At 70.8% G+C, this 26,988-nt stretch carries 25 protein-coding genes and 1 riboswitch; of the genes, 21 read left to right on the top strand and 4 right to left on the bottom strand.

Translation table 11 applies throughout. The annotated features are described in order from the left end of the window. Together TSO352_RS10165 and fliI are read right to left on the bottom strand one after the other, a co-directional pair. The gene (locus TSO352_RS10165) at nt 1-654 is read right to left on the bottom strand and encodes a hypothetical protein (RefSeq protein ID WP_109107206.1); all 654 of its coding nucleotides are present in this window, start codon (nt 652-654) and stop codon (nt 1-3) included. After that, nucleotides 651-2,006 carry a flagellar protein export ATPase FliI gene (fliI, locus tag TSO352_RS10160; protein WP_109107205.1) on the bottom strand — a complete coding sequence of 452 codons (1,356 nt, stop codon included), beginning with the start codon at nt 2,004-2,006 and terminating at the stop codon, nt 651-653. Before fliI ends, TSO352_RS10165 begins: the two co-directional genes overlap by 4 nt. Before the next feature lie 136 nt (nt 2,007-2,142). Here fliI and TSO352_RS10155 point away from each other — a divergent pair, with 136 nt between their 5' ends. The 21 genes from TSO352_RS10155 to TSO352_RS10055 all read left to right on the top strand — a co-directional run bounded on the left by TSO352_RS10155 (nt 2,143) and on the right by TSO352_RS10055 (nt 22,346). Then, nucleotides 2,143-2,535: a flagellar biosynthesis protein FlgG gene (locus tag TSO352_RS10155; RefSeq protein ID WP_109107204.1), complete on the top strand. Its 393-nt coding sequence runs from the start codon at nt 2,143-2,145 to the stop codon at nt 2,533-2,535. A 39-nt stretch (nt 2,536-2,574) separates the two neighbouring features. Further along, entirely contained in the window at nt 2,575-2,994 is a 420-nt protein-coding gene (gene flgC, locus TSO352_RS10150) for a flagellar basal body rod protein FlgC (protein ID WP_109107203.1), read from the top strand. 11 nt (nt 2,995-3,005) lie between these two features. After that, the gene (locus tag TSO352_RS10145) at nt 3,006-3,395 is read left to right on the top strand and encodes a flagellar hook-basal body complex protein FliE (RefSeq protein WP_109107202.1); all 390 of its coding nucleotides are present in this window, start codon (nt 3,006-3,008) and stop codon (nt 3,393-3,395) included. A 21-nt stretch (nt 3,396-3,416) separates the two neighbouring features. After that, nucleotides 3,417-3,683 (top strand): flagellar biosynthesis protein FliQ, encoded by a 267-nt coding sequence (gene fliQ / locus TSO352_RS10140; protein ID WP_109107201.1) that lies wholly within the window; start codon nt 3,417-3,419, stop codon nt 3,681-3,683. A gap of 4 nt (nt 3,684-3,687) precedes the next feature. Next, nucleotides 3,688-4,464: a lytic transglycosylase domain-containing protein gene (locus TSO352_RS10135; protein ID WP_247872012.1), complete on the top strand. Its 777-nt coding sequence runs from the start codon at nt 3,688-3,690 to the stop codon at nt 4,462-4,464. 81 nt (nt 4,465-4,545) lie between these two features. After that, a complete protein-coding gene (gene flhA, locus TSO352_RS10130; RefSeq protein WP_109107200.1) occupies nt 4,546-6,639 on the top strand; it encodes a flagellar biosynthesis protein FlhA in 2,094 nt (697 codons plus the stop codon). A gap of 13 nt (nt 6,640-6,652) precedes the next feature. Continuing rightward, a complete protein-coding gene (locus tag TSO352_RS10125; protein WP_109107199.1) occupies nt 6,653-7,411 on the top strand; it encodes a flagellar biosynthetic protein FliR in 759 nt (252 codons plus the stop codon). 4 nt (nt 7,412-7,415) lie between these two features. Next, complete coding sequence (gene flhB, locus TSO352_RS10120) at nt 7,416-8,498, top strand: flagellar biosynthesis protein FlhB (RefSeq protein ID WP_109107198.1); 1,083 nt, start codon at nt 7,416-7,418, stop codon at nt 8,496-8,498. A 149-nt stretch (nt 8,499-8,647) separates the two neighbouring features. Then, nucleotides 8,648-8,768: riboswitch (guanidine-I (ykkC/yxkD leader) on the top strand. Between the two features lie 158 nt (nt 8,769-8,926). Next, the gene (locus TSO352_RS10115) at nt 8,927-9,649 is read left to right on the top strand and encodes an urea amidolyase associated protein UAAP1 (protein ID WP_109107197.1); all 723 of its coding nucleotides are present in this window, start codon (nt 8,927-8,929) and stop codon (nt 9,647-9,649) included. A 13-nt stretch (nt 9,650-9,662) separates the two neighbouring features. Continuing rightward, on the top strand, nt 9,663-10,307 hold the full coding sequence (locus TSO352_RS10110) for an urea amidolyase associated protein UAAP2 (protein WP_109107196.1): 645 nt from the start codon (nt 9,663-9,665) through the stop codon (nt 10,305-10,307). Nucleotides 10,308-10,318: 11 nt separating this feature from the next. Beyond that, nucleotides 10,319-14,032, top strand: coding sequence for a 5-oxoprolinase/urea amidolyase family protein (locus TSO352_RS10105; protein WP_109107195.1), 3,714 nt, complete (start codon nt 10,319-10,321; stop codon nt 14,030-14,032). Nucleotides 14,033-14,043: 11 nt separating this feature from the next. Continuing rightward, on the top strand, nt 14,044-15,873 hold the full coding sequence (gene atzF, locus TSO352_RS10100; protein ID WP_109107194.1) for an allophanate hydrolase: 1,830 nt from the start codon (nt 14,044-14,046) through the stop codon (nt 15,871-15,873). Between the two features lie 29 nt (nt 15,874-15,902). Then, nucleotides 15,903-16,994, top strand: a complete 1,092-nt coding sequence (locus TSO352_RS10095) for a putative urea ABC transporter substrate-binding protein (RefSeq protein ID WP_109107193.1) — start codon at nt 15,903-15,905, stop codon at nt 16,992-16,994. Between the two features lie 3 nt (nt 16,995-16,997). After that, a complete protein-coding gene (locus TSO352_RS10090; protein ID WP_109107192.1) occupies nt 16,998-17,822 on the top strand; it encodes an ABC transporter permease subunit in 825 nt (274 codons plus the stop codon). Continuing rightward, nucleotides 17,819-18,574, top strand: a complete 756-nt coding sequence (locus TSO352_RS10085) for an ATP-binding cassette domain-containing protein (RefSeq protein ID WP_109107191.1) — start codon at nt 17,819-17,821, stop codon at nt 18,572-18,574. The genes TSO352_RS10090 and TSO352_RS10085 overlap by 4 nt, the downstream gene beginning before the upstream one ends. Before the next feature lie 172 nt (nt 18,575-18,746). Then, nucleotides 18,747-19,214 (top strand): hypothetical protein, encoded by a 468-nt coding sequence (locus TSO352_RS10080; protein ID WP_109107190.1) that lies wholly within the window; start codon nt 18,747-18,749, stop codon nt 19,212-19,214. 142 nt (nt 19,215-19,356) lie between these two features. Then, nucleotides 19,357-19,821 carry a hypothetical protein gene (locus TSO352_RS10075; protein WP_109107189.1) on the top strand — a complete coding sequence of 155 codons (465 nt, stop codon included), beginning with the start codon at nt 19,357-19,359 and terminating at the stop codon, nt 19,819-19,821. A gap of 96 nt (nt 19,822-19,917) precedes the next feature. Further along, complete coding sequence (locus tag TSO352_RS10070) at nt 19,918-20,268, top strand: hypothetical protein (protein WP_109107188.1); 351 nt, start codon at nt 19,918-19,920, stop codon at nt 20,266-20,268. Nucleotides 20,269-20,419: 151 nt separating this feature from the next. Further along, nucleotides 20,420-21,133, top strand: coding sequence for a Crp/Fnr family transcriptional regulator (locus TSO352_RS10065; RefSeq protein ID WP_109107187.1), 714 nt, complete (start codon nt 20,420-20,422; stop codon nt 21,131-21,133). 123 nt (nt 21,134-21,256) lie between these two features. Beyond that, nucleotides 21,257-21,481 (top strand): hypothetical protein, encoded by a 225-nt coding sequence (locus TSO352_RS10060; RefSeq protein ID WP_109107186.1) that lies wholly within the window; start codon nt 21,257-21,259, stop codon nt 21,479-21,481. Between the two features lie 37 nt (nt 21,482-21,518). Next, nucleotides 21,519-22,346, top strand: a complete 828-nt coding sequence (locus TSO352_RS10055) for a hypothetical protein (protein WP_109107185.1) — start codon at nt 21,519-21,521, stop codon at nt 22,344-22,346. A gap of 58 nt (nt 22,347-22,404) precedes the next feature. On the opposite strand, the gene TSO352_RS10050 is transcribed toward TSO352_RS10055, so the two are convergent. Further along, entirely contained in the window at nt 22,405-24,894 is a 2,490-nt protein-coding gene (locus TSO352_RS10050) for an SUMF1/EgtB/PvdO family nonheme iron enzyme (protein WP_158284563.1), read from the bottom strand. A 212-nt stretch (nt 24,895-25,106) separates the two neighbouring features. Next, nucleotides 25,107-26,987, bottom strand: a complete 1,881-nt coding sequence (locus TSO352_RS10045; RefSeq protein WP_109107183.1) for an adenylate/guanylate cyclase domain-containing protein — start codon at nt 26,985-26,987, stop codon at nt 25,107-25,109. Nucleotide 26,988: the final 1 nt, after the last annotated feature.

Below are 26,988 nucleotides of genomic sequence, written 5' to 3'. Positions count from 1 at the left end.
TCAGAGCCGGCTTCTGGTTTCGCCGGGGCTGCCGGCTTTCGTGGTCGCCTCCATCGAATAGAGCTTCGCCAGCAACTGCGGCGCCGGGCGTTCGGTCGTCGGCGCGGTGGCCATCGATGCATCGGGCGCCGTCGCGGCGGTGGCCGCGGTCCCGCGCCGCAGCGCTTCGGCCAGCGAGGGGACGGAGGGGAGCGACGGCTCGGCGTCGGCGCCGTCGGCCTTCAGCCAGGGCAGGGGGGCCGTCGGGGTTCCGGTCGCCGCCTGCGCCACCGCGGTGCCGCCCTCGGTGCCGGCATCGTCCAGCAGGCTGGCGAGATGGCCCAGTACGCTGTCGCCGGTGATCTCCTCGAACGCCACCATCGCGGCGCTGCCGATCAATCCCGCCGGTCCGCCGAACAGGAAGCCACCGGCCAGCCGGGCCGGGATGGAAATGCTCTCGCCGGTCGCCTCGCGGTAGATCGACGACACCACCGGCAATTGCTGCAACGGATTCACCACGTCGATCAGATCCTCGAACCCGACGCTCATCCGGTCGGCGAAGGTCTCGGCCTCCTCGTCTGGCGTGCCGGGGCGGGGTGTGGCCTTGGCCGGCGAAACCGCCTGGGCTGTGGGCGGTGAGACCGCCTGGGCGGCCAGTCGGGTGTTGACGCTCATGGGTGGTCTCCAAGGGTGGCGAGCAGCGCGTCGAGATGCGCGAAACTGGCGGCGGAGGGGGTGGGGGCTTCCTTGCCCTGGCGCAGGAACTCCTCCAGCCGCGGGTGCAGGTCGATGGCGGCGTCGACCTCCGGATCGGTGCCGCGCTTGTAGGCGCCGAGCCGGATCATCTCCCGCATGCCGTCGTAGGTGGCGGCCAGCGCGCGGGCGCGGCCGACGATGCGGTTCTCCGCCGGGCTGTGGCAGCCGGGCAGGGTGCGCGACACGCTGCGCAGCAGGTTGACCGCCGGATAGCGGCCCTGCTCGGCGATCTTGCGGTCAAGCACCAGATGGCCGTCGAGGATGCCGCGCACCGCGTCGGCGATCGGCTCGTCATGGTCGTCGCCGTCGACCAGCACGGTGAAGATGGCGGTGATGTCGCCGCTGTTTTCCGCGGGGCCGGTGCCCTCGGGGCCGGGGCCGGCGCGTTCCAGCAGGCGGGGCAACTCGGCGAAGACGCTGGGGGGGTAGCTTTTCGCGGTGGGCGGTTCGCCGGCGGCCAGGCCGATCTCGCGCTGGGCCATGGCGAAGCGGGTGACGCTGTCCATCAGGCACAGCACATGGAGGCCCTGGTCGCGCAGTTCCTCCGCCACCGCCATCGACAGCAGCGCCGCCTGCCGGCGCATCAGCGGCGGCTCGTCGGAGGTCGCGACCACCACCACCGAGCGGGCCAGCCCTTCGGGCCCCAGATCGTCCTGGATGAACTCGCGCACCTCGCGGCCACGCTCGCCGACCAGACCGATCACGATGGCGTCGGCCTCGGCGTGGCGGGCGACCATCGCCAGCAGCGTCGATTTGCCGACACCCGATCCGGCGAAGACCCCGAGCCGCTGGCCATGGCACAGCGGCACGAAGCTGTCGATCACCCGGATGCCGCTGTCCAGCCGCGCGCCGACGCGGCGGCGGGCGCAGGCCGGCGGCGGCGCCTGGCGCAGGTTGCGCGGGTGTTCGCCGTTGCGCAGGGGACCCTTGCCGTCGATCGGCTGGCCCAGCGCGTCGACCACCCGGCCGAGCCAGCCGCGCCCCGGCTGCAGGGTGAAGGCGGTGTCGTCGGTGACGACGCTGCATCCCTCCGCCACGCCGTCCAGGCTGTCGAAGGCCATCAGCAGCGAACGGCCGTTGCGGAACCCGATGGTCTCGCACAGCACACGGCCGCCGCGTACCGTTTCGGCGTGGCACTTGTCGCCGACCGACAGCACGCGCTGCAGGCCGTCGACCTCCAGCGTCATGCCGGCCGCCGCGCGGATCTCGCCGCGCCAGCGCCGTGTCGGCACCCGTTCGATCTCCGCCGCGAGGGTGGCGAGGGCGCGCATCGGCGGTGTCTCCTGTCCGGGTCATGGCTCATCGTTGCCGGCGTCAGCATAGGGCAGGGAATTTAAATCCGGTTTTAAACGGGCGGGTTCACCGTCCGGTCTTGTGTTCCTGAAGATGTGGTGGAACGAGGCCGTAATGGATTTGGCTAAAATTGGTTTCTTCGAGCTGGCCGGGGCGCGCATGGACTATCTGGCGCAGCGTCAGAAGCTGATCGCCGAGAATGTCGTGAACGCCAACACGCCCGACTATCTGTCGCGTGACTTGAAGGCCTTCGACAAGGCGATGGACGGCATCCGCCCGGTGGAGACCGCGCAGACCTCGGCGCTGCATCTGGCCAGCACCCGTCCGGCGACGCCCTTCCGCGAGGCCGGCCAGGCCGGCCTGTGGGAATCGACGCCGTCCGGCAACGCGGTGTCGCTGGAGCAGGAGATGATCAAGGGCAGCGAAACCCGCGACGCCTTCGCGCTGACCACCAGCCTGTTCCAGCGCAACGTGCAGATGCTGCGCATGGCGTGGCGCAACGGCTGACGCGGCTTGAAGCTCGCAGCTCTGAGTTTGGAGACGACCATGATGAACGACACGCTCGGCGCCACGCTGAAGATCGCCGGTGCCGGCCTCCAGGCCCAATCGACCCGGCTGCGCGTGGTTGCCGAGAACCTGGCCAACGCCGACAGCACCGCCACCACCAAGGGCGGCGACCCCTACCGCCGCAAGACGGTGTCCTTCGACAGCCTGATGGACCGCGCGTCGGGGGCCGAGCTGGTGAGGGTCAAGCAGATCGGCCGCGACCGCAGCGATTTCCAGCTCGCCTACGACCCCTCCCACCCGGCGGCGGACGACAAGGGCTACGTCAAGCGTCCGAACGTCCAGCCGATGATCGAGATGATGGACATGCGCGAGGCCGGTCGCGCCTTCGAGGCGAGCATGAACGTCATCGAGCAGTCGCGCGCCATGATGAACCGCGTCGTCGACCTGCTGCGCAGCTGAGGAATCCCTTCATGATCGAGATGTCCGTCGGCCGCGTCGCCGCCGCCTACGCCGCCAACCGCAGCCCGGCCCCCAGCGGCCTCGCCCCCACCAGCCTCGCCCCCACCAGCCTCGCGGAGACGCAATCGACGCTCGGCGCCGCGCCATCGGCGCTGGGCGGCAACGCCGTCGGCGCCAGCGCGGACACCGACTTCGGCAACTTCCTCGACCAGTCGATCACCCAGGCGGTCGGCACGCTGAAGGAGAGCGAGCGGGTGTCGATGGCCGCCGTCGCCGGCAAGGCCAGCGCGCAGGACGTCGTCCGCTCGGTGCTGGCCGCCGAGATGACGGTGCAGAGCGTCGTCGCCATCCGCGACAAGATGGTCCAGGCCTATCAGGAAATCATGCGGATCGCCGTGTAACGCCGATCGGAAGGACGCGCCATGAACCAGGCCGACGTGCTTGAGGTGCTGCGCAGCGGCATCTGGACGACCCTGCTGGTCGCAGCGCCGCCGCTGATCGTCGCGGTGGTGGTTGGCGTCGCCATTTCGCTGGTCCAGGCCCTGACCCAGGTGCAGGAGATGACGCTGACCTTCGTGCCGAAGATCGTGGCGATCCTGACCGTGACGGTGCTGGCGCTGCCCTTCATGTACGGCACGCTCGCCGGCTACGCCGAGCGGCTGAGCGACCTGATCGTCGCCATCGAGTAGCGGGATGCGCAAACGCCCCTCCCTCTGGCTGCCGGTGGCGCTGTCCCTGCTGACGCCGGCTCTTCTGGGGGCGCCGGCCGGGGCGGCGACCTCGCAGATCGGCGTGTGGAGCACCGCGCTCTACGCCGCACCGACGCCGCCTCCCGCGGCACGGTCGCGTGGAAACCTGCCGGCGGAGGCGCAGTGCATCGCCGCCATCCTGGACGCGGAAAAGACGGCCGGCATCACCGACCATCTGCTGCTGGCGATGGGCTTCACCGAATCCGGACGGCGGACGGAAGACCGCCTGTTCACCGCCTGGCCCTGGACGGTCAACACCGAAGGCCAGTCGCATTACTTCGCCACGCGCGACGACGCCATCGCCTTCGTGCGGGCGACGCAGGCGCGCGGGGTGTCGTCGATCGACGTCGGCTGCCTGCAGGTCAATCTGCGCTGGCACCCCGACGCCTTCCCCGACCTCGCCACCGCCTTCGATCCGGTCGCCAACGCGCGCTACGCGGCCGGCTTCCTGTCGGCGCTGCGGCGCGACCACGGCTCGCTCGACACCGCCATCGCGCGCTACCATTCCGCCCAGTCCGAACGCGGCGAGGCCTACCGCCAGCGGGTGACCGGCAACCTGCGCTGGGTCGCCGGCGCGCTCGGCTATCTGGAAACGCTGGCCGCCGGCCCGATTGGGGCGACGCCGGTCTGGACCAAGGCGGAGCGCGGCCGGCTGTCCTTCCTGTCCGGCCTGTTCGCCGACGGGCCTTCGCGCCCGCTGTTGCCGGACACCCACCGCTAGGGCTTTAAATCCCGGTTTTACCGCGGCGCCTTATGGTGGCGTCCGACGCCCGGTTTCCCACTCGAACCCCTTCGGAACATCATGACCTTCACGGATCACGTCCGCAGCCGGTTCGGCCTGATCGGCGACATCGGCCTGGCGAACCGCGACGTGCTGTTTGCGGTCGGCATCGTGCTGGTGCTGGCGGTGCTGTTCCTGCCGGTGCCCTCCTGGTTCCTCGATCTCGGGCTGGCGCTGTCCTTCTCGGTCGCGGTGCTGGTCCTGATGGTGTCGCTGTGGATTCCGCGGCCGCTGGACTTCTCGTCCTTCCCGACGGTGCTGCTGGTCGTCACCATGCTGCGGCTGGCGCTGAACATCGCCTCGACCCGGCTGATCCTGAGCGAGGGGCACAGCGGCAGCGCCGCCGCCGGCCATGTGATCCAGGGCTTCAGCCAATTCGTGATGGGCGGCAACTTCGTCATCGGGGTGGTGATCTTCTGCATCCTGGTGGTCATCAACTTCGTCGTCATCACCAAGGGCGCCACCCGCATCGCCGAGGTCGGCGCCCGCTTCACCCTCGACGCCATCCCCGGTAAGCAGATGGCGATCGACGCCGACCTGTCCGCCGGCATGATCGACGAGATGGAGGCCCGGCGCCGGCGCAAGGAGCTGGAGGACGAGAGCACCTTCTACGGCGCGATGGACGGCGCGTCGAAGTTCGTGCGCGGCGACGCGGTGGCCGGCCTGATCATCACGGCGATCAACGTGCTGGGCGGCATGGCGATCGGCATCGCCCAGAAGGGCATGAGCTTCGACCGCGCCGCCGCCAACTACACCATCCTGACGGTGGGCGACGGGCTGGCGACCCAGATCCCGGCGCTGGTGGTGTCGCTGGCCGCCGGCCTGCTGGTCACCAAGGGCGGCAACGTCGGGTCGGCGGAAAAGGCGGTCATCGACCAGCTCGGCGCCTATCCCAAGGCGCTGATGGTGGCCTCCGGCCTGCTCGGCGCGCTGGCGCTGACGCCCGGCCTGCCGCTGGCGCCCTTCCTCGCCATCGGCATCGGCTTCGCCGTGCTGGGCTGGTACGCGCCGCGCCGCAAGGCCCGCGCCGCGGCGCTCGCCAAGCTGGAGGAAAGCCGCAAGCCCCCTGCCGCCGCCCCGGACGAGGCGGTGGAGGACATGCTGAAGGTCGACGACGTGAAGGTCGAGGTCGGCAACCATCTGGTGCCGCTGATCCTGAACAAGAACGGCCCGCTGACCACCAAGGTGAAGACGCTGCGCAAGCGCTTCGCCACCGAATTCGGCTTCATCCTGCCGTCGGTGCGCATCAAGGATTCCAGCTTCCTGCCGCCCAAGAGCTACGTCATCAGCATCATGGGGGTGGAGGCGGCGAAGGGCGAGGTGCGGCCGAAGCATCTGCTCGCCATCGACCCGACCGGCGGCGCCGTGCCGGAGATCGCCGGCGACCCGACGCGCGAGCCGACCTTCGGCCTCCAGGCCAAATGGATCGACCCGGCCCGCCACGAGGAGGCGGTGGCCAAGGGCTACACCGTCGTCGACCCGGAGAGCGTCATCACCACCCATCTGACCGAGGTGATCAAGGACCATCTGCCGGTCCTGCTGACCTTCGCCGCCCTGCAGAAGCTGCTGGACGGGGTGGGGCGCGAGTACCAGAAGCTGATCAACGACATGGTGCCGAGCCAGATCTCGCTGGTCGTGCTGCAGCGGGTGCTGCAGTCGCTGCTGGCCGAACGGGTGTCGATCCGCAACCTGCCCGCCATCGTCGAGGCGGTGGCCGAGGCGGTCGGCTGGACCCGCCACATCACCCTGATCACCGAGCATGTGCGGATGCGGCTGGGGCAGCAGATCTGCCAGGGGCTGACCGGGCCGGACGGCTTCGTGCCGGTCATCGCGCTGACGCCGCAGTGGGAACAGGCGCTGATCGAGAGCATCGTCACCGAGGGCGACGACCGCCGCTTCGCCATGCCGCCCAGCCAGGTGCAGGAGTTCCTGACCGCGGTGCGGCTGAAGATCCAGAAGCACGCCACCCCGCACACCTGGCCCGCCCTGCTGGTCGGGGCGGAGGTGCGGCCCTTCGTGCGGTCGCTGCTGGAGCGGGTCAGCCCGATGACCCCGGTGCTGAGCCACGCCGAACTGCACCGCAAGGCGTCGCTCAAGACCGTGGATCAGGTGTGAGCGGAGCCGCGCCATGGACCCGCTGAGCCAGATGCTGTCGGTCGAGATCTACCGGGCCTTCGTCGTGCTGGCGCGGGTCGCCGCGGCGATCGGGCTGCTGCCGGGGTTCGGCGAGAACGCGGTGCCGATGCGGGTGCGGGCGGCGCTGGCGCTGGTCGTCACGCTGATCCTGCTGCCGAGCGTCGACGGCCTGCCGGACCGCCTGCCGGACGATCCGCTGGAGATGCTGCGGGTTTTCGCCGGCGAGGCGCTGATCGGCGCCTATCTCGGCGCCGGGGCGAAGCTGTTCATGGCGGCGTTGCAGACCACCGGGGCGCTGGCGGCGCAGGTGATCGGGCTCAGCAACCCCTTCTCGCTCAACGCCGCCGGCTTCGAGGGCGGGTCGGTGCTGTCCGGCATCCTCTTGATCGGCGGGCTGGCGATGCTGTTCGCAACGGACGTGCATTACCTGATGATCGGCGCCATCGCCCGCTCCTACGGCTCCTGGCCGGTGACCGAGTTTCCCGAGATCGGGGTGATCGCCGGACGCTTCTCGCAACTGGCGGCCGACACCTTCCGGCTGGCGGTCGGGCTGGCGGCGCCCTTCATCGTCTATGGGCTGGTGGTCAACCTGGCTTTGGGGCTGATCAACCGCGTCATGCCGGCGATGCCGGTCTATTTCGTCGGCACGCCGGGCGTCCTGATGGTCGGGCTGGCGCTGTTCATGGTGACCGCCGGCGCGATCCTGACCGGCTTCGCCGCCGCGCTGGGCGGCTGGCTGTCGGGGTCGTAAGGGCATGGCCGAACAGGACGACGAGCAGAAGACCGAGGAACCGACCGAAAAACGCCTGCGCGAGGCGATGGAGAAGGGCGACGTCCCGCGCGCCCGCGACGTCGGCCTGCTGGCGGCGATGCTGGCGGCCTGGGTGATCGTGCTGATGGCCGCGCCGGGGACGGCGGCGCGGCTGTCGGCCCTGCTGTTGCCGCTGATCGAGAATCCCGACGATCTGCGGATCGACGGCAGCCCGATCGACGTGATCCACAGCCTCTACTGGCTGATCGGCGGCACCGCGCTGGCGCTGCTGCCGGTGCTGGGCATCCTGCTGGCCGGGGTGGTGGTGTCGGCGCTGGGGCAGGGGCCGTTCGTCGTCGCCAGCGACCGCATCCAGCCCAAGCTGTCGCACCTGTCGCCGGCCGCGGGCTGGAAGCGGATCGCCGGCCGGCCGGCGCTGGTCGAGTTCCTGAAGAGTCTGGTCAAGCTCGTCATCATCAGCGCGGCGGCGTGGCACGCACTGGCGCCCTACATCGCATGGACGGAGGATACTGTGGGCATGGACGTCGCCGGATTGCCCAACCTGCTGCGGGACGTGACCCTGCGGCTTCTGCTGGCCGTCGTGCTGGCGACCGTCCTGATGGCCGTGGTCGACGTGCTGTGGAACCGGCTGGAATGGCGCAAGCGCCTGCGCATGAGCCACCAGGAGATCAAGGACGAGTACAAGCAGATCGAAGGCGACCCCAACGCCAAGGCCCGGCTGAAGGAGATCCGCCGCTCGCGGTCGAAGAAGCGGATGATGGCGAACGTGCCGCGGGCGACGGTGGTCGTCACCAACCCGACCCACTTCGCCGTCGCGCTGGAGTATGAGCGCGGCCGGATGGCGGCGCCGGTCTGCCTGGCCAAGGGCGCCGACCTGATCGCCCTGCGCATCCGGGCGGTTGCCGAGGAAAACGGCATTCCCATCGTCGAGAACCCGCCGCTCGCCCGCGCGCTGCACGCGTCGGCGGAGGTCGACGCGGTCATCCCGCTCCAGCATTACCAGGCGGTGGCGGAGGTCATCACCTATGTGCTGAAGCTGAAGGGCGGCTTGGCGCGGCGCGTCTGAGTCGGTGGTGTTGCCCAGCGTTTGGGCGGCGCTGATCAAACCTTGTGCGCCCAACCCCGCCGAACGGTCGGCGCACGCCGGCCATCGGTGCCGGAATCGCCGGAATCCTTGGGGCTGCCGGCTTTGGCATCACCGTTGCAAAGCACACTGTGAAATGCCGCTAGGGTTCCGGCCGGGATGCATCGCATGCGCCCCGGTGGCTGGTCCGAGAGCGGCGACCCGTCCGGTGAACAGCGGACGGGCACACGGCGGGACAAAAGCCCGGGAGGTTCCGAACACGGAGGCGTGCAGCCCCGGTGGGACTTCCCCGCTACGCCTGCATTCCTCCTTCGACCGATGCTCCGGCCGGGACGACCCGGCCCGTGGTCCCGATCGGGCCGCGCCTGGAGCCTTTGCCGGGACGGCCCGGCACGGGAAGGAGCAAGTCCGTGGACAGCCAAGACGTCCTTTATGAAGACGAGATCCCCGGCGGGAAGCATTGGTCGCTCACCGTCCGGCGCGGCACCGTCCTGCGCCTGATCGACCGCGAGGGCGGCGCCAATGTCGGCATGCTGTTCTACAACCCGCAGAACCCGCTGGAGCGCTACAACGCGCCCGACACGCTGAAGTGCCAGCACACCTTCAAGCTGACGGCCGGCCACTGCCTCTATTCCGACATGGGCCGCATCTTCTGCTCCATCGTCGAGGACACGTCGGGCTGGCACGACACCGTGTGCGGCAATTCCACCAAGGCGCTGGTGGCCGAGCGCTGGGGCCACAAGGGCTACCAGGAGCACCGCAACGACTGGACGCTGAACGGCCATGACAGCTTCCTGGTGGAAGCCGCCAAGCACGGGCTGGGCCGCCGCGACCTCGCCGCCAACGTCAACTGGTTCAGCAAGGTCGGCACGGAGGAGGGCGGCACGCTGGTCTTCGACCCCGCCCACGCCAAGGCCGGCGCCCATGTCGACCTGCGGTTCGAGATGGATACGCTGGTGCTGCTCCACACTTGCCCGCACCCCCTCGATCCCGCCGCCGACTACCCGCGCAAGCCGGTCGTCTACCAGCTCCGCAAGGCCGATCCGGTGGCCGACGACGACCGCTGCAAACGCTCGCGTCCGGAGAACGAACGCGGCTTCGCCAACACCCACCTCTATCACCTCTGCGGCTGAGGGAGCGGCACCGATGATCACCGAGAGCACCCTCGCGCCCGCCGCCGCCGTTTACCGCAAGACCGTTCCGGCCGGCGATTACTGGATGGAGGTGGTCCGCCGCGGCCAGACCCTCCGCATCGTCGACCTGGAGGGCAACCAGGCCGCCGACACGCTGTTCTACAGCGCCGCCGACCCGGCGGAGCGCTACAGCGCCGTCGACACCATCCGCGAGCAGCGCAACGTCTACCTGTCGGTCGGCACCACGCTGATGTCGAGCCTGGGCAACCCGATGCTGCAGATCGTCGCCGACACGGTCGGCCGCCACGACACGCTGGGCGGCGCCTGCGCCACCGAAAGCAACACGGTGCGCTACGCCTTGGAAAAGAAGTGCATGCACGCCTGCCGCGACAGCTGGATGCTGGCGGTGGCGGAGAACGAGCACTTCGGCCTGACCAAGCGCGACATCACCCACAACATCAACTTCTTCATGAACGTGCCGGTCACGCCCGACGGCGGCCTGACCTTCGCCGACGGCGTCAGCGGCCCCGGCAAATACGTCGAGATGCGGGCGGCGATGGACGTGATCGTCCTGATCTCCAACTGCCCGCAGCTGAACAACCCCTGCAACGATTACAACCCGACGCCCATCGAGGTGTTGGTCTGGGATCAGGCCTGAGGGAACCAACCATGTTCAGCAAAGTCCTGATCGCCAACCGCGGCGAGATCGCCTGTCGCGTCATCCGCACGCTCGACCGTATGGGCATCGCCTCGGTCGCTGTGCATTCGGAGGCCGACGCCCAGTCCCTGCATGTGGCGCTGGCCGGGGAGGCCGTCTGCATCGGCCCCGCCGCGGTGTCGGAGAGCTACCTGAACGCCGACCGCATCCTGGAGGCGGCGCGCGCCAGCGGCGCCGAGGCGATCCACCCCGGCTATGGCTTCCTGTCGGAGAATCCCGGCTTCGCCGAAGCCTGCGCCGCGGCCGGCATCGTCTTCATCGGCCCGACGCCGGAGCAGATGCGCGCCTTCGGCCTGAAGCACACCGCCCGCGCCCTGGCGGAGAACAGCGGCGTGCCGCTGTCGCCCGGCAGCGGCCTGCTGCGCGACGCCGGTCACGCCAGGGCGGAGGCCGAGCGCATCGGCTTTCCGGTGATGATCAAGAGCACGGCCGGCGGCGGCGGCATCGGCATGCAGCTCTGCCGCGATCCCGCCACGTTGGAGGCGATGTTCGAGGCGGTCAGCCGGCTGTCGCGCAACAACTTCAAGGATGGCGGCGTCTATCTGGAAAAGTTCGTCGAGCGCGCCCGCCACATCGAGGTGCAGATCTTCGGCGACGGCCGTGGCCGCGTGGTGGCGCTGGGCGAGCGCGACTGCTCCGCCCAGCGGCGCAACCAGAAGGTCATCGAGGAGACGCCGGCCCCCGGCATCTCCGAGGCGCTGCGCCGCCACCTGTTCGACGCGGCGGAGCGGCTGGGCCGCGCCGTCGGCTACCAGTCCGCCGGCACGGTGGAGTTCGTCCATGACGACGCGGCCGGCGAGGCGTATTTCCTGGAGGTCAACACCCGGCTTCAGGTCGAGCATGGCGTGACCGAGGAGGTCACCGGCATCGATCTGGTGGAATGGATGATCCGGCAGGCCGCTGGGGAGGCGTTGCCGCTGGCCGAGCACGCCGGCACGGCGCAGGGTGCCGCGATCCAGGTGCGCGTCTACGCCGAGGATCCGGGTCGCAACTTCCGCCCCTGCTCCGGCATCCTGACCGAGGCGGAGTTTCCCGCCGACGCCCGGGTCGAAACCTGGGTGGAGCGCGGCAGCGAGGTGACGCCCTTCTACGATCCGCTGGTCGCCAAGCTGATCGTGCATGGCGCCGACCGGGCCGACGCGCTGGCCAAGCTGCGCGACGCGCTGGCGCGCTGCCGGCTGTCGGGGATCGAGACCAACCTCGGCTATCTGCGGAAGGTGGCGGCCGATCCGGTCTTCGCCGCCGGCGGCATCACCACCCGCTATCTGGAAACCGTCGCCTACGCCGCGCGCAGCCTGGAGGTCGTCACCCCCGGCACGCTGACCACGGTGCAGGACCATCCCGGCCGCGTCGGCTATTGGGAGGTCGGGGTTCCGCCCTCCGGCCCGATGGACCCGCTGGCCTTCCGGCTCGGCAACCGGGCGCTGGGCAACCCGGTCGGGGCGGCGGGGCTGGAGATCACGGTGTCCGGTCCGACGCTGCGATTCAACACGGAGGCGGTGGTGTGCCTGACCGGCGCGGCGATGCCGGCGGACATCGACGGCGTGCCGGTGCCGTTCTGGCGGCCGGTCACCGTGCCGGCGGGCGCCAGCTTGCGCATCGGCACCGTCAGCGGCGCCGGTTGCCGCGCCTATCTGCTGGTGCGGGGCGGGCTGGACGTGCCGGATTACCTTGGCAGCAAGTCGACCTTCACGCTGGGCAAGTTCGGCGGCCATGGCGGCCGGGCGCTGCTGCCGGGCGATATCCTGCATCTGGGCGGCTCCGTGGCGGGCGCGGTGGAGCCGCTGCCGGCCGACGTTCTGCCGGATGAGGTGCTGCCGGTCCATGGCCACGCCTGGGAGATCGGCGTGCTCTATGGCCCGCACGGCGCGCCGGACTTCTTCACCGACGCGGACATCGCCACCTTCTTCGCTGCGGACTGGGAGGTGCACTACAACTCCAGCCGCACCGGCGTCCGCCTGATCGGGCCGAAGCCGGCCTGGGCGCGCAAGGACGGCGGCGAGGCCGGTTTGCACCCGTCCAACATCCACGACAACGCCTACGCCATCGGCACCGTCGACTTCACCGGCGACATGCCGGTGATCCTGGGACCGGACGGCCCCAGCCTGGGCGGCTTCGTCTGCCCGGCAACCATCGTCAGCGCCGAGCTGTGGAAGATCGGCCAGTTGCGGCCGGGGGACAGGGTGCGCTTCAAGCGGCTGACGACGGACGAGGCCGCGGCGCTGGAAGACGCGCAGGAGGGGCTGTTTTCCCCCTCTCCCGCCCCGGGAGAGGGAGGGGCCCACGCGCAAGCGTGGGAGGGTGAGGGGGTATCCAAGAATCACGCGCCTGACCCTTGCACACCCCTCACCCGGCGCTTCGCGCCACCCTCTCCCGGGGCGGGAGAGGGACAGAACGACACCCCCATCCTCCACAGCATTCCCGCGACCGCCACCCGTCCCGCGGTGGTCTACCGCCGGGCCGGCGACAAATACCTGCTGGTCGAGTACGGCCCGCTTGTGCTGGACCTGACCTTGCGGTTCCGCGTCCACGCACTCCAGCGCTGGCTGCGGGCGCAGGAACTGCCGGGGGTGCTGGACCTCACCCCAGGCATCCGCTCGCTCCAGATCCATTACGACAGCCGTGTCCTACCGCTCGGGGCGCTGCTCGACCGGCTGGTCGGGGCGGAGGGCGAACTGGCGGCCATCGACGATCTGGCGGTGCCGACCCGTGTCATCCACCTGCCGCTGTCCTGGGACGACGAGGCCACCCGGCTCGCCATCGCCAAATACATGCAGTCGGTGCGGGCCGACGCCCCCTGGTGCCCGAGCAACATCGAGTTCATCCGCCGCATCAACGGGCTGGACGATGTCGAGGCGGTGAAGCGCATCGTCTTCGACGCCAGCTATCTCGTGCTCGGCCTCGGCGACGTCTATCTCGGCGCGCCGGTGGCGACGCCGGTCGACCCGCGCCACCGCCTCGTCACCACCAAATACAATCCGGCCCGCACCTGGACGCCGGAGAACGCGGTGGGCATCGGCGGCGCCTATATGTGCGTCTATGGCATGGAGGGGCCGGGCGGCTACCAGTTCGTCGGCCGCACCTGCCAGATGTGGAACACCCACAAGGCCACCGACGCCTTCGAGCCGGGCAAGCCCTGGCTGCTGCGCCATTTCGACCAGATCCGCTTCCACCCGGTCAGCCACGACGAGCTGATGGCGTTCCGCGCCGACTTCCCGCTCGGCCGCGCCAGCCTGCGCATCGAGGAGGAGACCTTCCGCCTCGCCGACTACCGCCGCTTCCTCGACGACAACCGCGACGGCATCGCCGCCTTCAAGGAGCGCCAACAGGCCGCCTTCGAGGCGGAGCGCGCGCGGTGGGAGGCGGCCGGCCAGAACGTCACCGCGGCGGAACCGCCCGACATCGGCGCGGCCGACACCGACGCCGGCCTGCCCCCCGGTGGCGCGGCGGTGCCCAGCCCGGTGCCCGGCAGCGTCTGGAAGATCGCCGCCGAAGCCGGGCGGGTGGTGAAGGCCGGCGACCCGCTGTTGATCGTCGAATCGATGAAGATGGAAATCGCGGTGACCGCGCCGACGGACGGCACCGTCGCGGAAATCCGCTGCGCCGAGGGGCAGGCGGTGACGCTGGGCCAGACCCTGGCCGTCCTGCTGCCCGAAGCCGCGTGAGGGAGAGTTCTATGACGATGACCCTGGAAATCGCCGCCCTGTCGGCCGGCTACGCCGCCGGCGCCCTGACGCCGGAGACGGTGCTGGACAGCGTCTACGCCCGCATCGCCGCGCGCGGCGAGCGGCCGGTGTGGATCCATCTGGTGCCGCGGGCGGAGGCCGGCCGCCAGCTCGCCGCCGCCCGTGCCCGGCAGGCGGCGGGGGCGGAGCTGCCGCTGTTCGGCATCCCCTTCGCGGTGAAGGACAACATCGACGTCGCCGGCCTGCCGACCACCGCCGGTTGCCCCGACTTCGCCTTCGTGCCGGAGCGGTCGGCGACCGTCGTGCAGCGGCTGGTCGACGCCGGCGCCATCCTGGTCGGCAAGACCAACCTGGACCAGTTCGCCACCGGGCTGGTCGGCACCCGCTCCCCCTACGGCGCCTGCGCCTCGGTGTTCGACGAGCGCTACGTGTCGGGCGGGTCCAGCGCCGGGTCGGGCGTCGCGGTGGGGGCGGGGCTGGTCAGCTTCGCGCTGGGCACCGACACCGCCGGGTCGGGCCGGGTGCCGGCCGCCTTCAACAACGTCGTCGGGCTGAAGCCGACCAAGGGGCTGGTCAGCACCAGCGGCGTGCTGCCCGCCTGCCGGACGCAGGACGTCGTGTCGATCTTCGCCGGCACCGCGGGCGACGCCCTGGCGGTGCTGCGGGTGGCGGGGGTTTATGACGACACCGACGCCTACTCCCGCAAGGCCCCGCCCTCGGCGGTCCAGCCGGCGCCGTGGCCGCCGGGTTTCCGCTTCGGCGTGCCGCGCGACGGGCTGGAGTTCTTCGGCGACCAAGCCGCCGCCGCCCTGTTCACCGCCGCCGCCGCCCGGCTGGAGGCGCTGGGCGGCAGCCGGGTCGAGGTGGATTTCACCCCCTTCCGCGACGCCGCCCAACTGCTCTATTCCGGCCCCTGGGTGGCGGAGCGGCTGGCCGCCATCCGCGATTTCGCGGAAACCAAGCCGGACAGCATCCACCCGGTGGTGCGCGGCATCATCCTGGGCGCCGCCGGCATCAGCGCCGCCGATGCCTTCACCGGCTTTTACAAGCTGGCCGAACTGACCCGCCGGGCCGAGGCGGAGTGGGCCAGGATGGACGTGCTGCTGCTGCCGACCACCGGCACGACCTACCGCATCGAAGACCTGCTGGCCGACCCGGTCCGGCTGAACAGCAACCTCGGCTATTACACCAACTTCGTGAACCTGATGGATTTGTCGGCCATCGCCGTGCCGGCCGGCTTCCGGCCCGACGGGGTGGAGAAGGGCGGTCTGCCCTTCGGCGTGACGCTGATCGGCCGGGCCTTCGCCGACGGCGCGCTGGCGGCGCTGGCCGACCGGCTGCACCGCGCCCAGGCTCTGCCGATCGGCGCCACCGGCTGCCTGCCGGAAGGGCCGACGCTCGACACCATCGCAACCGATACCACCGACCGGGCGCCGGGCATGGTCCGGCTGGCCGTCGTCGGCGCGCATCTGAGCGGGCAGCCGCTGAACCACCAGCTCACCGGCCGCAACGCCCGGCTGGTCCGTGCCGCGCGGACGGCGGCGGGCTACCGGCTCTACGCGCTGGCCGGCACCGCGCCGGCCAAGCCGGGGCTGGTGCGCGACCCGGCCGGGGCCGGCGGGATCGAGATCGAGGTCTGGGAGCTGGACGAGGCCGCCTTCGGCAGCTTCGTTGCCGAGGTCCCGGCGCCGATGACGATCGGCACGGTGACGCTGGAGGATGGCGGCACCGTCAAGGGCTTCCTGTGCGAACCCATCGCGCTGAACGGCGCGGAGGACATCACCGGCTTCGGCGGCTGGCGCCGCTGGTTGGCGAAATAATGGCAATCCAGGCAAAGGGGAATGTGAACATGCGGACCTTGCTCAAGCGCGCGCTGTTCGGCGTGGCCTTCACCGCCACGGTGGCCGCCACGGCGTTTGCCGTTTCGTCGCCGGCCGCGGCGGCCGGGAAGAAGGACTTCCGCGTCGCGTGGTCGATCTACGCCGGCTGGATGCCCTGGGGGTACGCCGCCGACAGCGGCATCATGAAGAAGTGGGCCGACAAGTACGGCATCAAGGTCGAGATCGTACAGATCAACGACTATGTCGAATCGATCAACCAGTACACCGCCGGCGCCTTCGACGGCTGCGTCATGACCAACATGGACGCGCTGACCATCCCGGCGGCGGGCGGCGTCGACAGCACGGCGTTGATTTCCGGCGACTATTCCAACGGCAACGACGGCATCGTCCTGAAGACGGGCAAGACGCTGAAGGACATCAAGGGCCAGAAGGTCAATCTGGTCGAGCTGTCGGTGTCCCATTACCTGCTGGCCCGCGGGCTGGACAGCGTCGGCCTGCGCGAGAAGGACGTGAAGGTGGTCAACACCGCCGACGCCGACATCGTGTCGGCCTTCACCTCCTCCCCCGACGTCACCGCCACCGTGACCTGGAACCCGCAGTTGAGCGAGGTGGCCAAGGCCCAGGGCGCCACCATGGTGTTCGACAGCTCCAAGGTGCCGGGCGAGATCATCGACCTGATGGTCGTCAACTCCGCCACGATGAAGGACAACCCGGCCCTGGCCAAGGCGCTGGTCGGCGCCTGGTACGAGGTCATGGGGCTGATGACCAGGCCCGACACCCCCGAGGGCAAGGCGGCGCTGGAGGCGATGGCGAAGGCGTCCGGCACCGACCTCGCCGGCTACAAGCAGCAGCTCGTCACCACGAAGATGTTCTACACCCCGACCGAGGCGGCGGCCTTCGCCAGCGGCGGCGACCTGATCAAGACGATGGATCTGGTGCGGACCTTCTCCTTCGACCACGGCCTGCTGGGCGAGGGCGCGCGCAGCCGCGACGCCGTCGGCATCGTCTTCCCCGGCGGCACCGTGCTGGGCGACGCCAAGAACGTGAAGCTGCGCTTCGACGCCGCGGTGATGAAGCAAGCCGCCGACGGGACGCTCTGAGCGATGCGCCGGATCATCAACCGGCGGCCCGGCCGTGGGGGCATCCTGTTCTGGGGCGCCCTCCCGTTCCTGGCGGTGGCGATGGGCTACGCCGCGGCGTCCGCCCTGCGGCTGGCCGACAACCCCAACGACAAGCTGCTGCCACCGTTGTCGGCGATGATCGCGGCGGTCCAGCGGGTGGCCTTCACCCCCGACGCCCGCACCGGCGATTACCTGATGTGGGTCGACACGGCGGCCAGCCTGCACCGGCTGGGCTTGGGGCTGGGCGTGGCGACGGCGCTGGCGCTGGTGATCGGCATCGGCATGGGGCTGGTTCCCTATGTGCGGGCGGGGCTGTCGCCCTTCGTCGCCATCCTGTCGATGGTGCCGCCGATGGCGGTGCTGCCGGTGCTGTTCATCGTCTTCGGCCTGGACGAGCTGTCCAAGGTGGTGCTGGTCGTGGTCGGGGTGACGCCCTTCCTGATCCGCGACCTGGCGATGCGCACCGCCGAGATGCCGCGCGAGCAGCTGATCAAGGCGCAGACCCTGGGCGCCAGCACCTGGCAGATCGTGCTGCGCGTGGTGCTGCCGCAGATGCTGCCCCGGCTGGTCGACGCGCTGCGGCTGTCGCTGGGGCCGGCGTGGCTGTTCCTGATCTCGGCGGAGGCGATCGCCGCGACCGAGGGGCTGGGCTACCGCATCTTCCTGGTGCGGCGCTACATGGCGATGGACGTCATCCTGCCCTATGTCGCGTGGATCACCCTGCTGGCCTTCGTGTCGGACTATCTGCTGCGGCTGTTCAACGCCCGCTGTTTTCCCTGGCTGAGGGCCGGAAAGGGTTCGTCATGAGCAACGTCTCGGTCCGCGGCCTGTGGATGGAATACCCGAACCAGGTGGTGCTGGAGCGCGTCGACCTGGAGATCCCGTCGGGCGAGTTCTGCGCGCTGGTCGGGCCGTCGGGTTGCGGCAAGACCACCTTCCTGCGCCTGCTGCTGGGCGAGGAGCGGCCGACGCGCGGCGGCATCTTCCTCGACGACCAGCCGCTGGTCGCCGAGCCCGGACCGGACCGCGGCGTCGTGTTCCAGCGCTATTCCGTCTTCCCGCACCTGACGGCGCTGGAGAACGTCATCCTCGGCCGCGAGTTCGAGGGCTCCCGCTTTCTCGGCCGCCTGTTCGGCGCCCGCCGCCGCGCCGCGCTGGCCGAGGCGGCGGCGGTGCTGGAGGCGGTCGGCCTCGGCGCCCACACCCACAAATACCCGGCCGAGATGTCCGGCGGGATGCAGCAGCGCCTCGCCATCGCCCAGGCGCTGATCCGCAAGCCCAAGCTGCTGCTGCTCGACGAACCGTTCGGCGCGCTCGACGCCGGCACCAAAGTTCAGATGTACGAACTGCTGCTCCGGCTGTGGGCGGAGGAGCGGATGACGGTCTTCATGGTCACCCACGACCTGAAGGAGGGCTTCACGCTGGGCACCCGCGTGCTGGCCTTCGACAAGGTGCGGGTCGATCCGACCGATCCCGGCGCCTACGGCGCGACGATCACCTACAATCTGCCGCTGACCGAGAAGAAAGCGGTGCGGGAGCGGCTGGTGGCGGCGGACTGATTTCGGCGGTTTTCCGGAAAGCGGGCGAGTTTGTGGCGCGGCTCACAGCCGTGGAATCGGCGCGGGGATAGGGTCTGGTCATCGGGACGGCAGACAGGGGACGGGCAGACGGCTCCCCCGGCGGTCCCGAACCGAACCCCCTCCCTCTCCCCTCGCTGAAGGAACCCACGCCATGATCCGCACCGCCCTGCTCTCCGGCTTCGCCACCGTCGCCCTGCTGTCGGCCCCGGCCTTCGCCGGCAACGTCAGCTCGATCAACAACACCGCCGCCGGCATCGGCAACGTCGCCGTTCAGTCGGCGATGACCCGGCAGATGGGCGGCCCCGGCCTGTTCGGCACCAACAACAGCGCCTCGGTCGACAACACCGCGGCGGGCATCGGCAACCTCGCCAAGCAGCGCGCCACCACGGTGCAGGGCGGCGGCTTCGGCGGTGGCTTCGGGGTGCCGCTGGGCGGCGGCTCCAACAGCGCGGTGGTCGGCAACACGGCGGCCGGCATCGGCAACCTGGCGGCGCAGAACAGCATGGTGCGCCAGCACAGCGCCACGCCGTTCGGCGGCGGCAACTTCGGCAACGTGCAGAACCTGTCCGCCGGCATCGGCAACTTCGCCGGCCAGCAGAGCCGGCTCATCCAACGCTGAGATCGGCAACGCTGAAATCGGCAACGCTGAGGCACAGCGACAGCCCCGCACGTCCCCGACACCTCCGGCCCGGCCCCACAGGGCCGGAGGTGCCGCCCCTCGCCTCCGACACCGGAGGCCCTGCCGAGGAGACACCCGCCCCATGCTCCGCCCCCTCCTGCTCTGCGGCCTCGCCGCCGCACTCCTGTCCGCGCCGGCCATGGCGGACACCATGGTCCGCCGACCATCGCCCCAACTGGGTGCCGGTTTCGCGGCCGGTGCCTTCGGCCTGACCTCCACCAACGTCGGCACCGCGACCAACACCGCGGCCGGCATCGGCAACACCGCCCGCCAGCGCGTGGTCGGCGTCCAGTCCGGATCGCCCGGTGGGCCGGGCATGCCCTTCGGGCCGCTGGTCAGCACCAACGTCGGCGTCGCCACCAACACGGCGGCGGGCATCGGCAACAGCGCCAACCAGCGCGTGCTGGGCATGCAGGGCAACGGCGTCCAGGTCGGGCTGAACATGACCGGGCGCGGACCGCTGGTCAGCACCGACGTCGATCTGGCGACGAACGTCGCCGCCGGGCTCGGCAACAGCGCCCGGCAGAAGGCCATCGGCGTTCGGTGACCTCAAAGCCCCTTCCTCACGCCCCCTGCGGGCGGGCCGGCATCGCGGCTGCGGCGTCGGCCCGCCCGTTTCCGCATCCTCCATCGGGAGGCGACCATGGCGAGTTTGACGCGCGTTCTTCTGGCCGGGGCGCTGGCTTGCGCCCTGCCGCTTGCGGCGCAGGCCGCCTCGACCCAATGCGTCACGATCAACGGCCACTCCATCTGTTCGCAAAGCGGCGAGGCGACGACCTGCCAGACCATCAACGGCCGGACCCACTGCCTGACCGGGCCGGGGACCATGCGTTGCGAGACGGTCAACGGACAGACGACCTGCTCGGCGACGCCGGGCCCGTCGCTGCGCAGCCTTCCCGCCCTGCCGGACGATGGGCTGAACGATCCCGACCTGTGGTCCGACGACGATGACGAACCGGCCGTCCGGGGCCACCGCGGGCCACGCACCGACTGAGTGGTGCAGACCGCCGGCCAGCGCCCCGAAAGGAGAGGCGCCGGAACGGCGAAGTACCGCCTTTGGCGGTTCCGGCGGCGGACCGCCGGCGGTGTAGGATGCCGGGGTTCGAGACCTCGCCGCCAACGCCCCCATCCCAGGGAGTCCGGTCATGACCGCGAGCCGGATCGCCTTCGACAAGGAGCTCGTTCTCGCCGGGCATTTCCTGCTGAAGCATCTGCAGCGCGACGACCTGCGCCGGCTCGCCAACGGCGCCCGGCTGGCCTACCACCCGAAGAACGCGCTGATCTTCCAGAAGGGCGACCCCGGCAGCAGCATGATGGCGGTGGTGCGGGGGCGGGTGAAGATCTGCTCCCACTCGCTTGACGGCAAGGAGCTGGTGCTGAGCATCGTCAACCGCGGCGGCCTGTTCGGCGAGATCGCGCTGCTGGACGGTGAACCGCGCACCGCCGACGCGGTGGCGCTCGAGGAAACCGACCTGCTGGTGCTCGACCGCAGCCAATTGCTGCCGTTCCTGACCGCCCAGCCGGAGGTGGCCTTGCGCCTGCTGGTCGTTCTGTGCAAGCGCCTGCGCCAGACCAGCGAGCATCTGGAGGACACGCTGTTCCTGGAGGCGTCCTCGCGCTTCGCCCGCGCGCTGCAGCGGCTGGCCGACGCCTTCGGCCGGCCGGCGGCCGACGGAAGCGTGCTGCTCGACATCAAGCTGTCGCAGCAGCAGTTGGGCTGTCTGGTCGGCGTGTCGCGGGAGAGCGTCAACAAGCTGCTGAACGAGTGGCAGCGCAACGGCATCATCGCCCTGTCCGGCGGCCGCATCACCATCCTCGACGGCGAGGCGCTGGTGGCGTTGGGCGACAGTTGCGCCTGAACCGGACCACCCGAGCCCGGACTCCCGAATCGCCGAAAAATGTGTCCCATGTCACAGCGTCCGCCGGACGGCGGGCCTAGGCTTCCCTCCATCACGGCGCATCGCCGAACGGGAGACAAGCCGATGTCCAAGTCCGAAAGCCCTCAGCCCCGCTGGACCGCCTGCGACCGCTTCTTCGCCGAGTTCGGCCTGTATGACAGCGCCTATGTGAAGCCCGTCCTGCTGGACGGCCGGCGGATGGTCGCGGTGCACGCGGCGGACGGCCGGCTGCTCGACCATTTCGACAGCGTCGAGCTCGCCAGCGCCGCCGTCCGGCAGGAGGATCTGGAAGCGCTGCGCGTCCATTGACGCCAGCCTGACCCCATAAAAACCGAAGGAGCGTCCCATGCCACGCACCCGCCTGCTGCACGGCGTCGCGGCTCTGCTGCTGTCGGCCGCCCCGGCGATCGCCCCGACCGCCGCCCCGGCGCAGGAGATCGGCGGCATCGGCTTCGGGCCGGAGGGCGTCAGCGCCGCCAACCTCGCCCAGGCCTTCGCCCAGCCGGCGCGCCAGCCGGTGTTCGCCAGCGCCACCCGGCGCGGCGCGCCTCCCGGCGCCATGGTGACCAACCCGGGCAAGAGCCGGACCGAGTTCCATCAGCAGATGATCGCCAAGACCCGCGGCGACGCCGGCTACCTCGCCGGCTTCCACCAGGGCACGCCGCTGGCCGCCAGCCGCAACCCGCCGCCCGACCTGTCGCCGAGCCTGACCTTCATCGACGCCCCCTTCATCGTGAACAACATCAACAGCGCCCTGAACATCGCCATCGGCGAGGGCAATTCGACCGACCAGGGCGTGCTGACCGGCAACGGCGACCCGCAGCCCGCGCCGCAAGCCACCCCCCAGCCCATGCCCCAGCCCGAACCGGCCACGGCGACGGCCGACACCACCTCCGCCACCCCCGCGGCCCGGCACGAGCGCCGGCGCTCCAGGACCCCCGCCGCACCGCAGATGCCGGCCGCGCCGCAGGTGCCAGCCACACCGCAAGTGCCGAGCATGCCGAACCCGATCGACCAGCCCGGCGCGCTGGCGACGACGCTGGGGCCGCTGCCCTATCTGGGGTTCGCGATGAAGAATGGCGGGGTTCAGTTCAACAACGCCAACAGCGCCGTCAACATCGCCGCCGGTGCCGGCAACGTCGCCGCTCAGCGGGTCAAGACCATCCAGCGCTGAGCGTCCGGTTTCCTCCCAGCCTCGGTCGGCGGACGGGTTCCGCCGGCCATTTTTCTGTTCAGTTCAGTTCGCGGGCGACGCGGAAACCGTTGTTCAGGTAGCGGACGTCCTGGTCGTAGAAGTTGCGGGCGGTGTCGGTGATGTCCGCCAAGCCGCTGCGCCACGACCCGCCGCGCAGCACCCGTTTGCGGCAGTTGCCGCGCTGCCAGGCGCTGCCGTCGGTCGGGGCGCCGCTGTAGTTCTTGTTCCAGCAATCGGCGACCCATTCCGCCACGCCGCCGTTCATGTCGTGCAGCCCGAACGGGTTCGGCTTGTAGCCGCCGGCCACCGCCGGGGTCAGCGGTTCGTGCGGGCCGCCGCAATTCTGGCAATCGGCGACGATCCCGGCGTCGCCGCCCCACCAGTAGGGGCCGGCGGTGCCGGCGCGGGCGGCGTATTCCCACTCCGCCTCGCTCGGCAGGCGATAGCGCTGGCCGGTCTTCTGGCTCAACCACTTCACATAGGCCTGGGCGTCCTCCCAACTGATGTTGTGGACCGCGGTGCCGTCGCCGGGGTTGGTCATCCGCGGCATGTCGGTGCAGCCGCCGCCCTGCACGCAGGCACGCCATTCGCCGACCAGCACCTCGTAGACGCCGATGGCGACCGGCTTCGACAGGGTGACGCCGTGCAGCGGCCGTTCGGACGGATCGCCCTTCTCGCTGCCCATCTGGAACGAGCCGGGCGGCAGCCGGACCATCACCGGACAGGTCTCGCAATCGCGGAAGCTGTTGCCGTTGCCATGGTTGCGCACCCCGCCATTGCCCTGCGCCGGTGTCGGGTCGGACGGCGTGGGCGGGGGCGCCGGAGCGGTGGACGGGATCGGGTTCGCTGCCACGTTCTGAGGTGGCGCGGCGGCGCTGCCGGACGGCGTCACCGCGGCCACCGGCGTTCCGGCGCGCAGCCGTTCCAGATGCTCGCGCGCCGCCGCGGCGTAGCCGCCGGTGCCGAACAGGCGGAGGAACGCCTCGGCGTCGGCCGGATCGGGGCTGGCCCGCACCCGCTGCCACACCGTCTCCTCGGCGTCGGCGGCGGGCGGCGGCGTGCCGGCCTCGCCGATCTCCACCGTCACCGTCGCGCTGGACACCCCGCCACGACCGTCGTCGACGCTGTAGGCGAAGGTGCCGGCGGGACCCGGCGCGGCGCGGTCGGGCTCGAACAGCAGGTTGGTCAGCGTCTCGACCGACAGGCTGTCGCCGGAGCGGACCGGACGGCCGCCGTTCACCACCTGGCCACGCTCCGGCACCGCAGTGACGGTGATGGTCAGCGGGTCGCCATCGGGGTCGCTCGGCGCCTCGATCCGCAGCGGGTTGGGCAGGACGGTCAGGCGGCGGGCCGACACCAGGGTCGGCGGGCGGTTGCTCGGCCGGATGGTGATCGGCACGAAGCCGCGCACGGTGCCGCCATGGCCGTCCATCACCGTGAACTCGAAGCCGCCGGCGTCGCCGCGCAGGCTGGCGTCGGGCTTGAAGCTGGTGGCGGCGAGCTGCTCGACCGTCAGGTAGTCGCCGATCAGCACGCTGCGCTCGCCGATGCGCACATTGCCGCCGCGCGGCAAGCCGGTGACGCGGGCGAAGAGCTGGTCGTCGTCGGGATCGGTCGGCGGGGCAATGCGCAACGGCTCCGGCCCGGCGCGGTCGGACACGGTGATCGGCTGGACGTCCTGCAACTGCGGCGGCCGGTTGGGCGGGCGCGGGTTGAAGTAGAAGGGGGTGGCGCCGAGCGAGCCGTAGATGAAGGGGTCCTGGCGGCCGTCGGTCGCCTGCTTGACGGTGTCGCGGACGTTGCGGAAGAACAGGCTCAACTCCAGCCCCGGCGTCGCCAGATGCTGGAGCAGCGCCGCGGTGTAGGGGCTGTGCTCGCCGGTGCCGTCCTCCGCCAGCTGGTCGGCGCGGGTGGCCATGGCGACCAGCGTGTCGCTGGGGGTGTCGTCGACCCGGCCCAGACCGGGATGCGCCTGCAGCCGGTTGGTGCCGGTGCGGGTCAGCCGGTCGACGAAGGGGTTGTTGCGGCAGGCGTCGAGGATCAGGATCCCCAGCTTGCGCGCCTGCGACAGCTCGCCCAGCGGCAGGTTCAGCGGCACCGCCTCGTAGACGAGGTCGCGCTCGCGCTCCAGCTGGGCGTCGGCGGGGATCAGGTAGTTGGTGCCGGCGACCTGAATGCCGTGGCCGGCGTAGAACAGCACGGCGACGTCGGCCTGGGCCGCGCGGATGCCGAAACCGCGCAACGCCGTGCCGAAGCCGCGATTGTCGAGATCGTATTGCTCCTCGACGGTGAAGCCCAGCGAGCGCAAAGCCTCGGCGATGGCGCGGGCGTCGTTGCGCGGGTTCACCAGTTCGGGCGCGTGCTGGTAGTTGTTGACCCCGATCACCAGGGCGATGCGCTTTTCCGTCGCCGACGATGACGGCGTGGAGGATGGCGGCCCGGCGGCCTGCGCCACCGTGACGGTCAGAACCAGCGCCCCGGCGACGGCGACCATGATGGACAGCATGGCGGCGATCTGCGCGGCCATGGCAGACCGGCACCGGCTCCACCATTCAGCCATCCCGTCGCCTCCCTCGTCGTGGAGGAATCCATCACCCAGGAATTTCAAGGATCTTCCAGTCGATAAAGCTTAGCGGCGGGGAAAAGGGCTGCCAAGCCACGCAATCAGCCTAATCCGCAAATTCGCGGTCCTGCACCTGCCGGCGCGGCACCCCCTTCGGCGCCGGTCGATACTCCCTGTCACATTCCCTGGCTGTCGGCGACGGGATCAGGGGCAGGATCGGCGGCCGGTTCCGCCGGGGCGCCGGCCGCGTCGTCGACGACCAGCCAGATGCGGACCGGGACCGACTTGCCCTTCAGCGCGACCTCGCCGACCGGCAGCACGCGGACGCTGCCGCGCACCGCCTGGCAGGTCGGGTCGCCGATCACGATCCGGCTGTGCGGGGACGAGCGGGCGCCGACGGTCTTGGCGTGGGCCTCCAGCCGGGCGGCGGTGTTGGCGGTGTCGCCCAGCAGCGAATATTCCATGTGCCGCAGCCCGCCCATGCTGCCGGCGACCAGCGGGCCAGTGTGGATGCCGATGCGCACGCCGACCGGCGGCAACCCCTCCTCCCGCCAGCGCCGGTTCAGCGTGGCCAGCTCGCGGCCCATCTCCACGGCGCACGCCACCGCGTGCGCGGCGTCGGCGTCGATCTGCTCCTGGCTGCTGCGGGCGACCGGCACGCCGAACACCGCCAGGATGGCGTCACCGATGAAGCGCAGCACGATGCCGTCATGGGCGGCGACGATGCGGACCATGGCGTCGAGATAGCCCTCCAGCCAGCGGATCAGCGGTTCCGGCTCCAGCCTTTCGCAGACGGTGGTGAAGCCCTCGATGTCGGAGAACAGCACGGTGGCGGTCAGTTGCTGCGGGCGCGGGCGGCTGCCGGTCATGAAGGTGGCGCGTTCCCGCCAGATCTCGTCGGCGACCGGCTGCGAGACGTGGTTGGCGAACAGCCGCATCAGGACGCGGCGGTCGGCGCGCTCCCGCAGCGACAGATGCGCGGCCATCGCCGCGATGCCGCCCGCCCAGGCCAGCGACGGCGCCAGCAGCGGCACCAGCGGCCCCCCTTCGGCGAACAGCAGCGCGCCGCCCACCCAGACGCCCACCAGCAACAGCAGGCTCGCCGCCGCCAGCAGCGCCAGCGGCAGGCCGGCCAGCGCCAGCGCGACCCCGGCGGCGCTCGTCACCGCCACCAGCGCCGCCTCCAGCGCAAGCGGCAGGCGCGGGCTGTGCCGTCCGTCGAGCAACTGCGCCAGGACCTGCGCCCCGATCGCCACGCCGGGCGTCGCCCCGCCGGCCAGCGCCAGCGGCGTGCGGTGGCGGTCGACGTCGTTCAGCGCGGTGCCGATCAGCACGATCCGCCCGGCCAGCCACGACGCCGGCAGCAGCGCCACCAGCTCCGCCGGGTAGGTGGGAAAGGCCGGGACACCGGGGCTCGGGCCGGGACGCCAATCGATGCGGAACGGTGCCTCCGGCACGGCGGCCCCGGCCAGTTCGGCCAGACGGGCGGGCATGCTGGGCGTTCCGTCCGGCCCGCGCGGCACGTGCCAGCGCACCGTCCCGTCCAGCGGATCCTTGGCGAGGTTGGCGTGACCATGGTCCATGCCGTCGAGGAACCGGCCGAGGAAGCGCCGCTGCGCCTCGGTCAGCGGCGTTCCGGCCAGGGCGGTGATCGCCACCACCGGGATCCGCGCGTCGAGGATGCGGCGGCGCAGCCGCTCGTCCAAGGTCGGCAGCGTCGGCTGGTCGAACAGGACGTCGATGCCGATGGCGCGCACCCCGGCCGCTTCCAGTTGTCCGATCAGATCGGCGAGGAAGCCGCGGTCGATCGGCGAGCGGCAGACCAGCGTCGCGAAGCTGTCCTCCCCCAGCGTGACCAGCGCCACGCCGGGATGCTGCGGCTGGGGCGGCGACAGGTAGGCGGTCAGCAGATCGCCGAAGGTCTCGTCGGCCGAGCGCAGCGGCGGCACCAGATGCGTCAACCCCAGCGCCAGCAGGGCGGCGCCCGCGACGATCAGCAGCGCCCGGCCGGCGAGGGCGGCGGGCGTCCTCCCGGCTGCGGCCGGGGCGGCGGGCATG

This window comes from Azospirillum sp. TSO35-2, from assembly GCF_003116095.1.
Classification (GTDB): Bacteria; Pseudomonadota; Alphaproteobacteria; order Azospirillales; family Azospirillaceae; genus Azospirillum.
The sequence above is the reverse complement of the archived record's forward strand: the minus strand, read 5'-3'. Positions and strand labels throughout refer to the sequence as shown.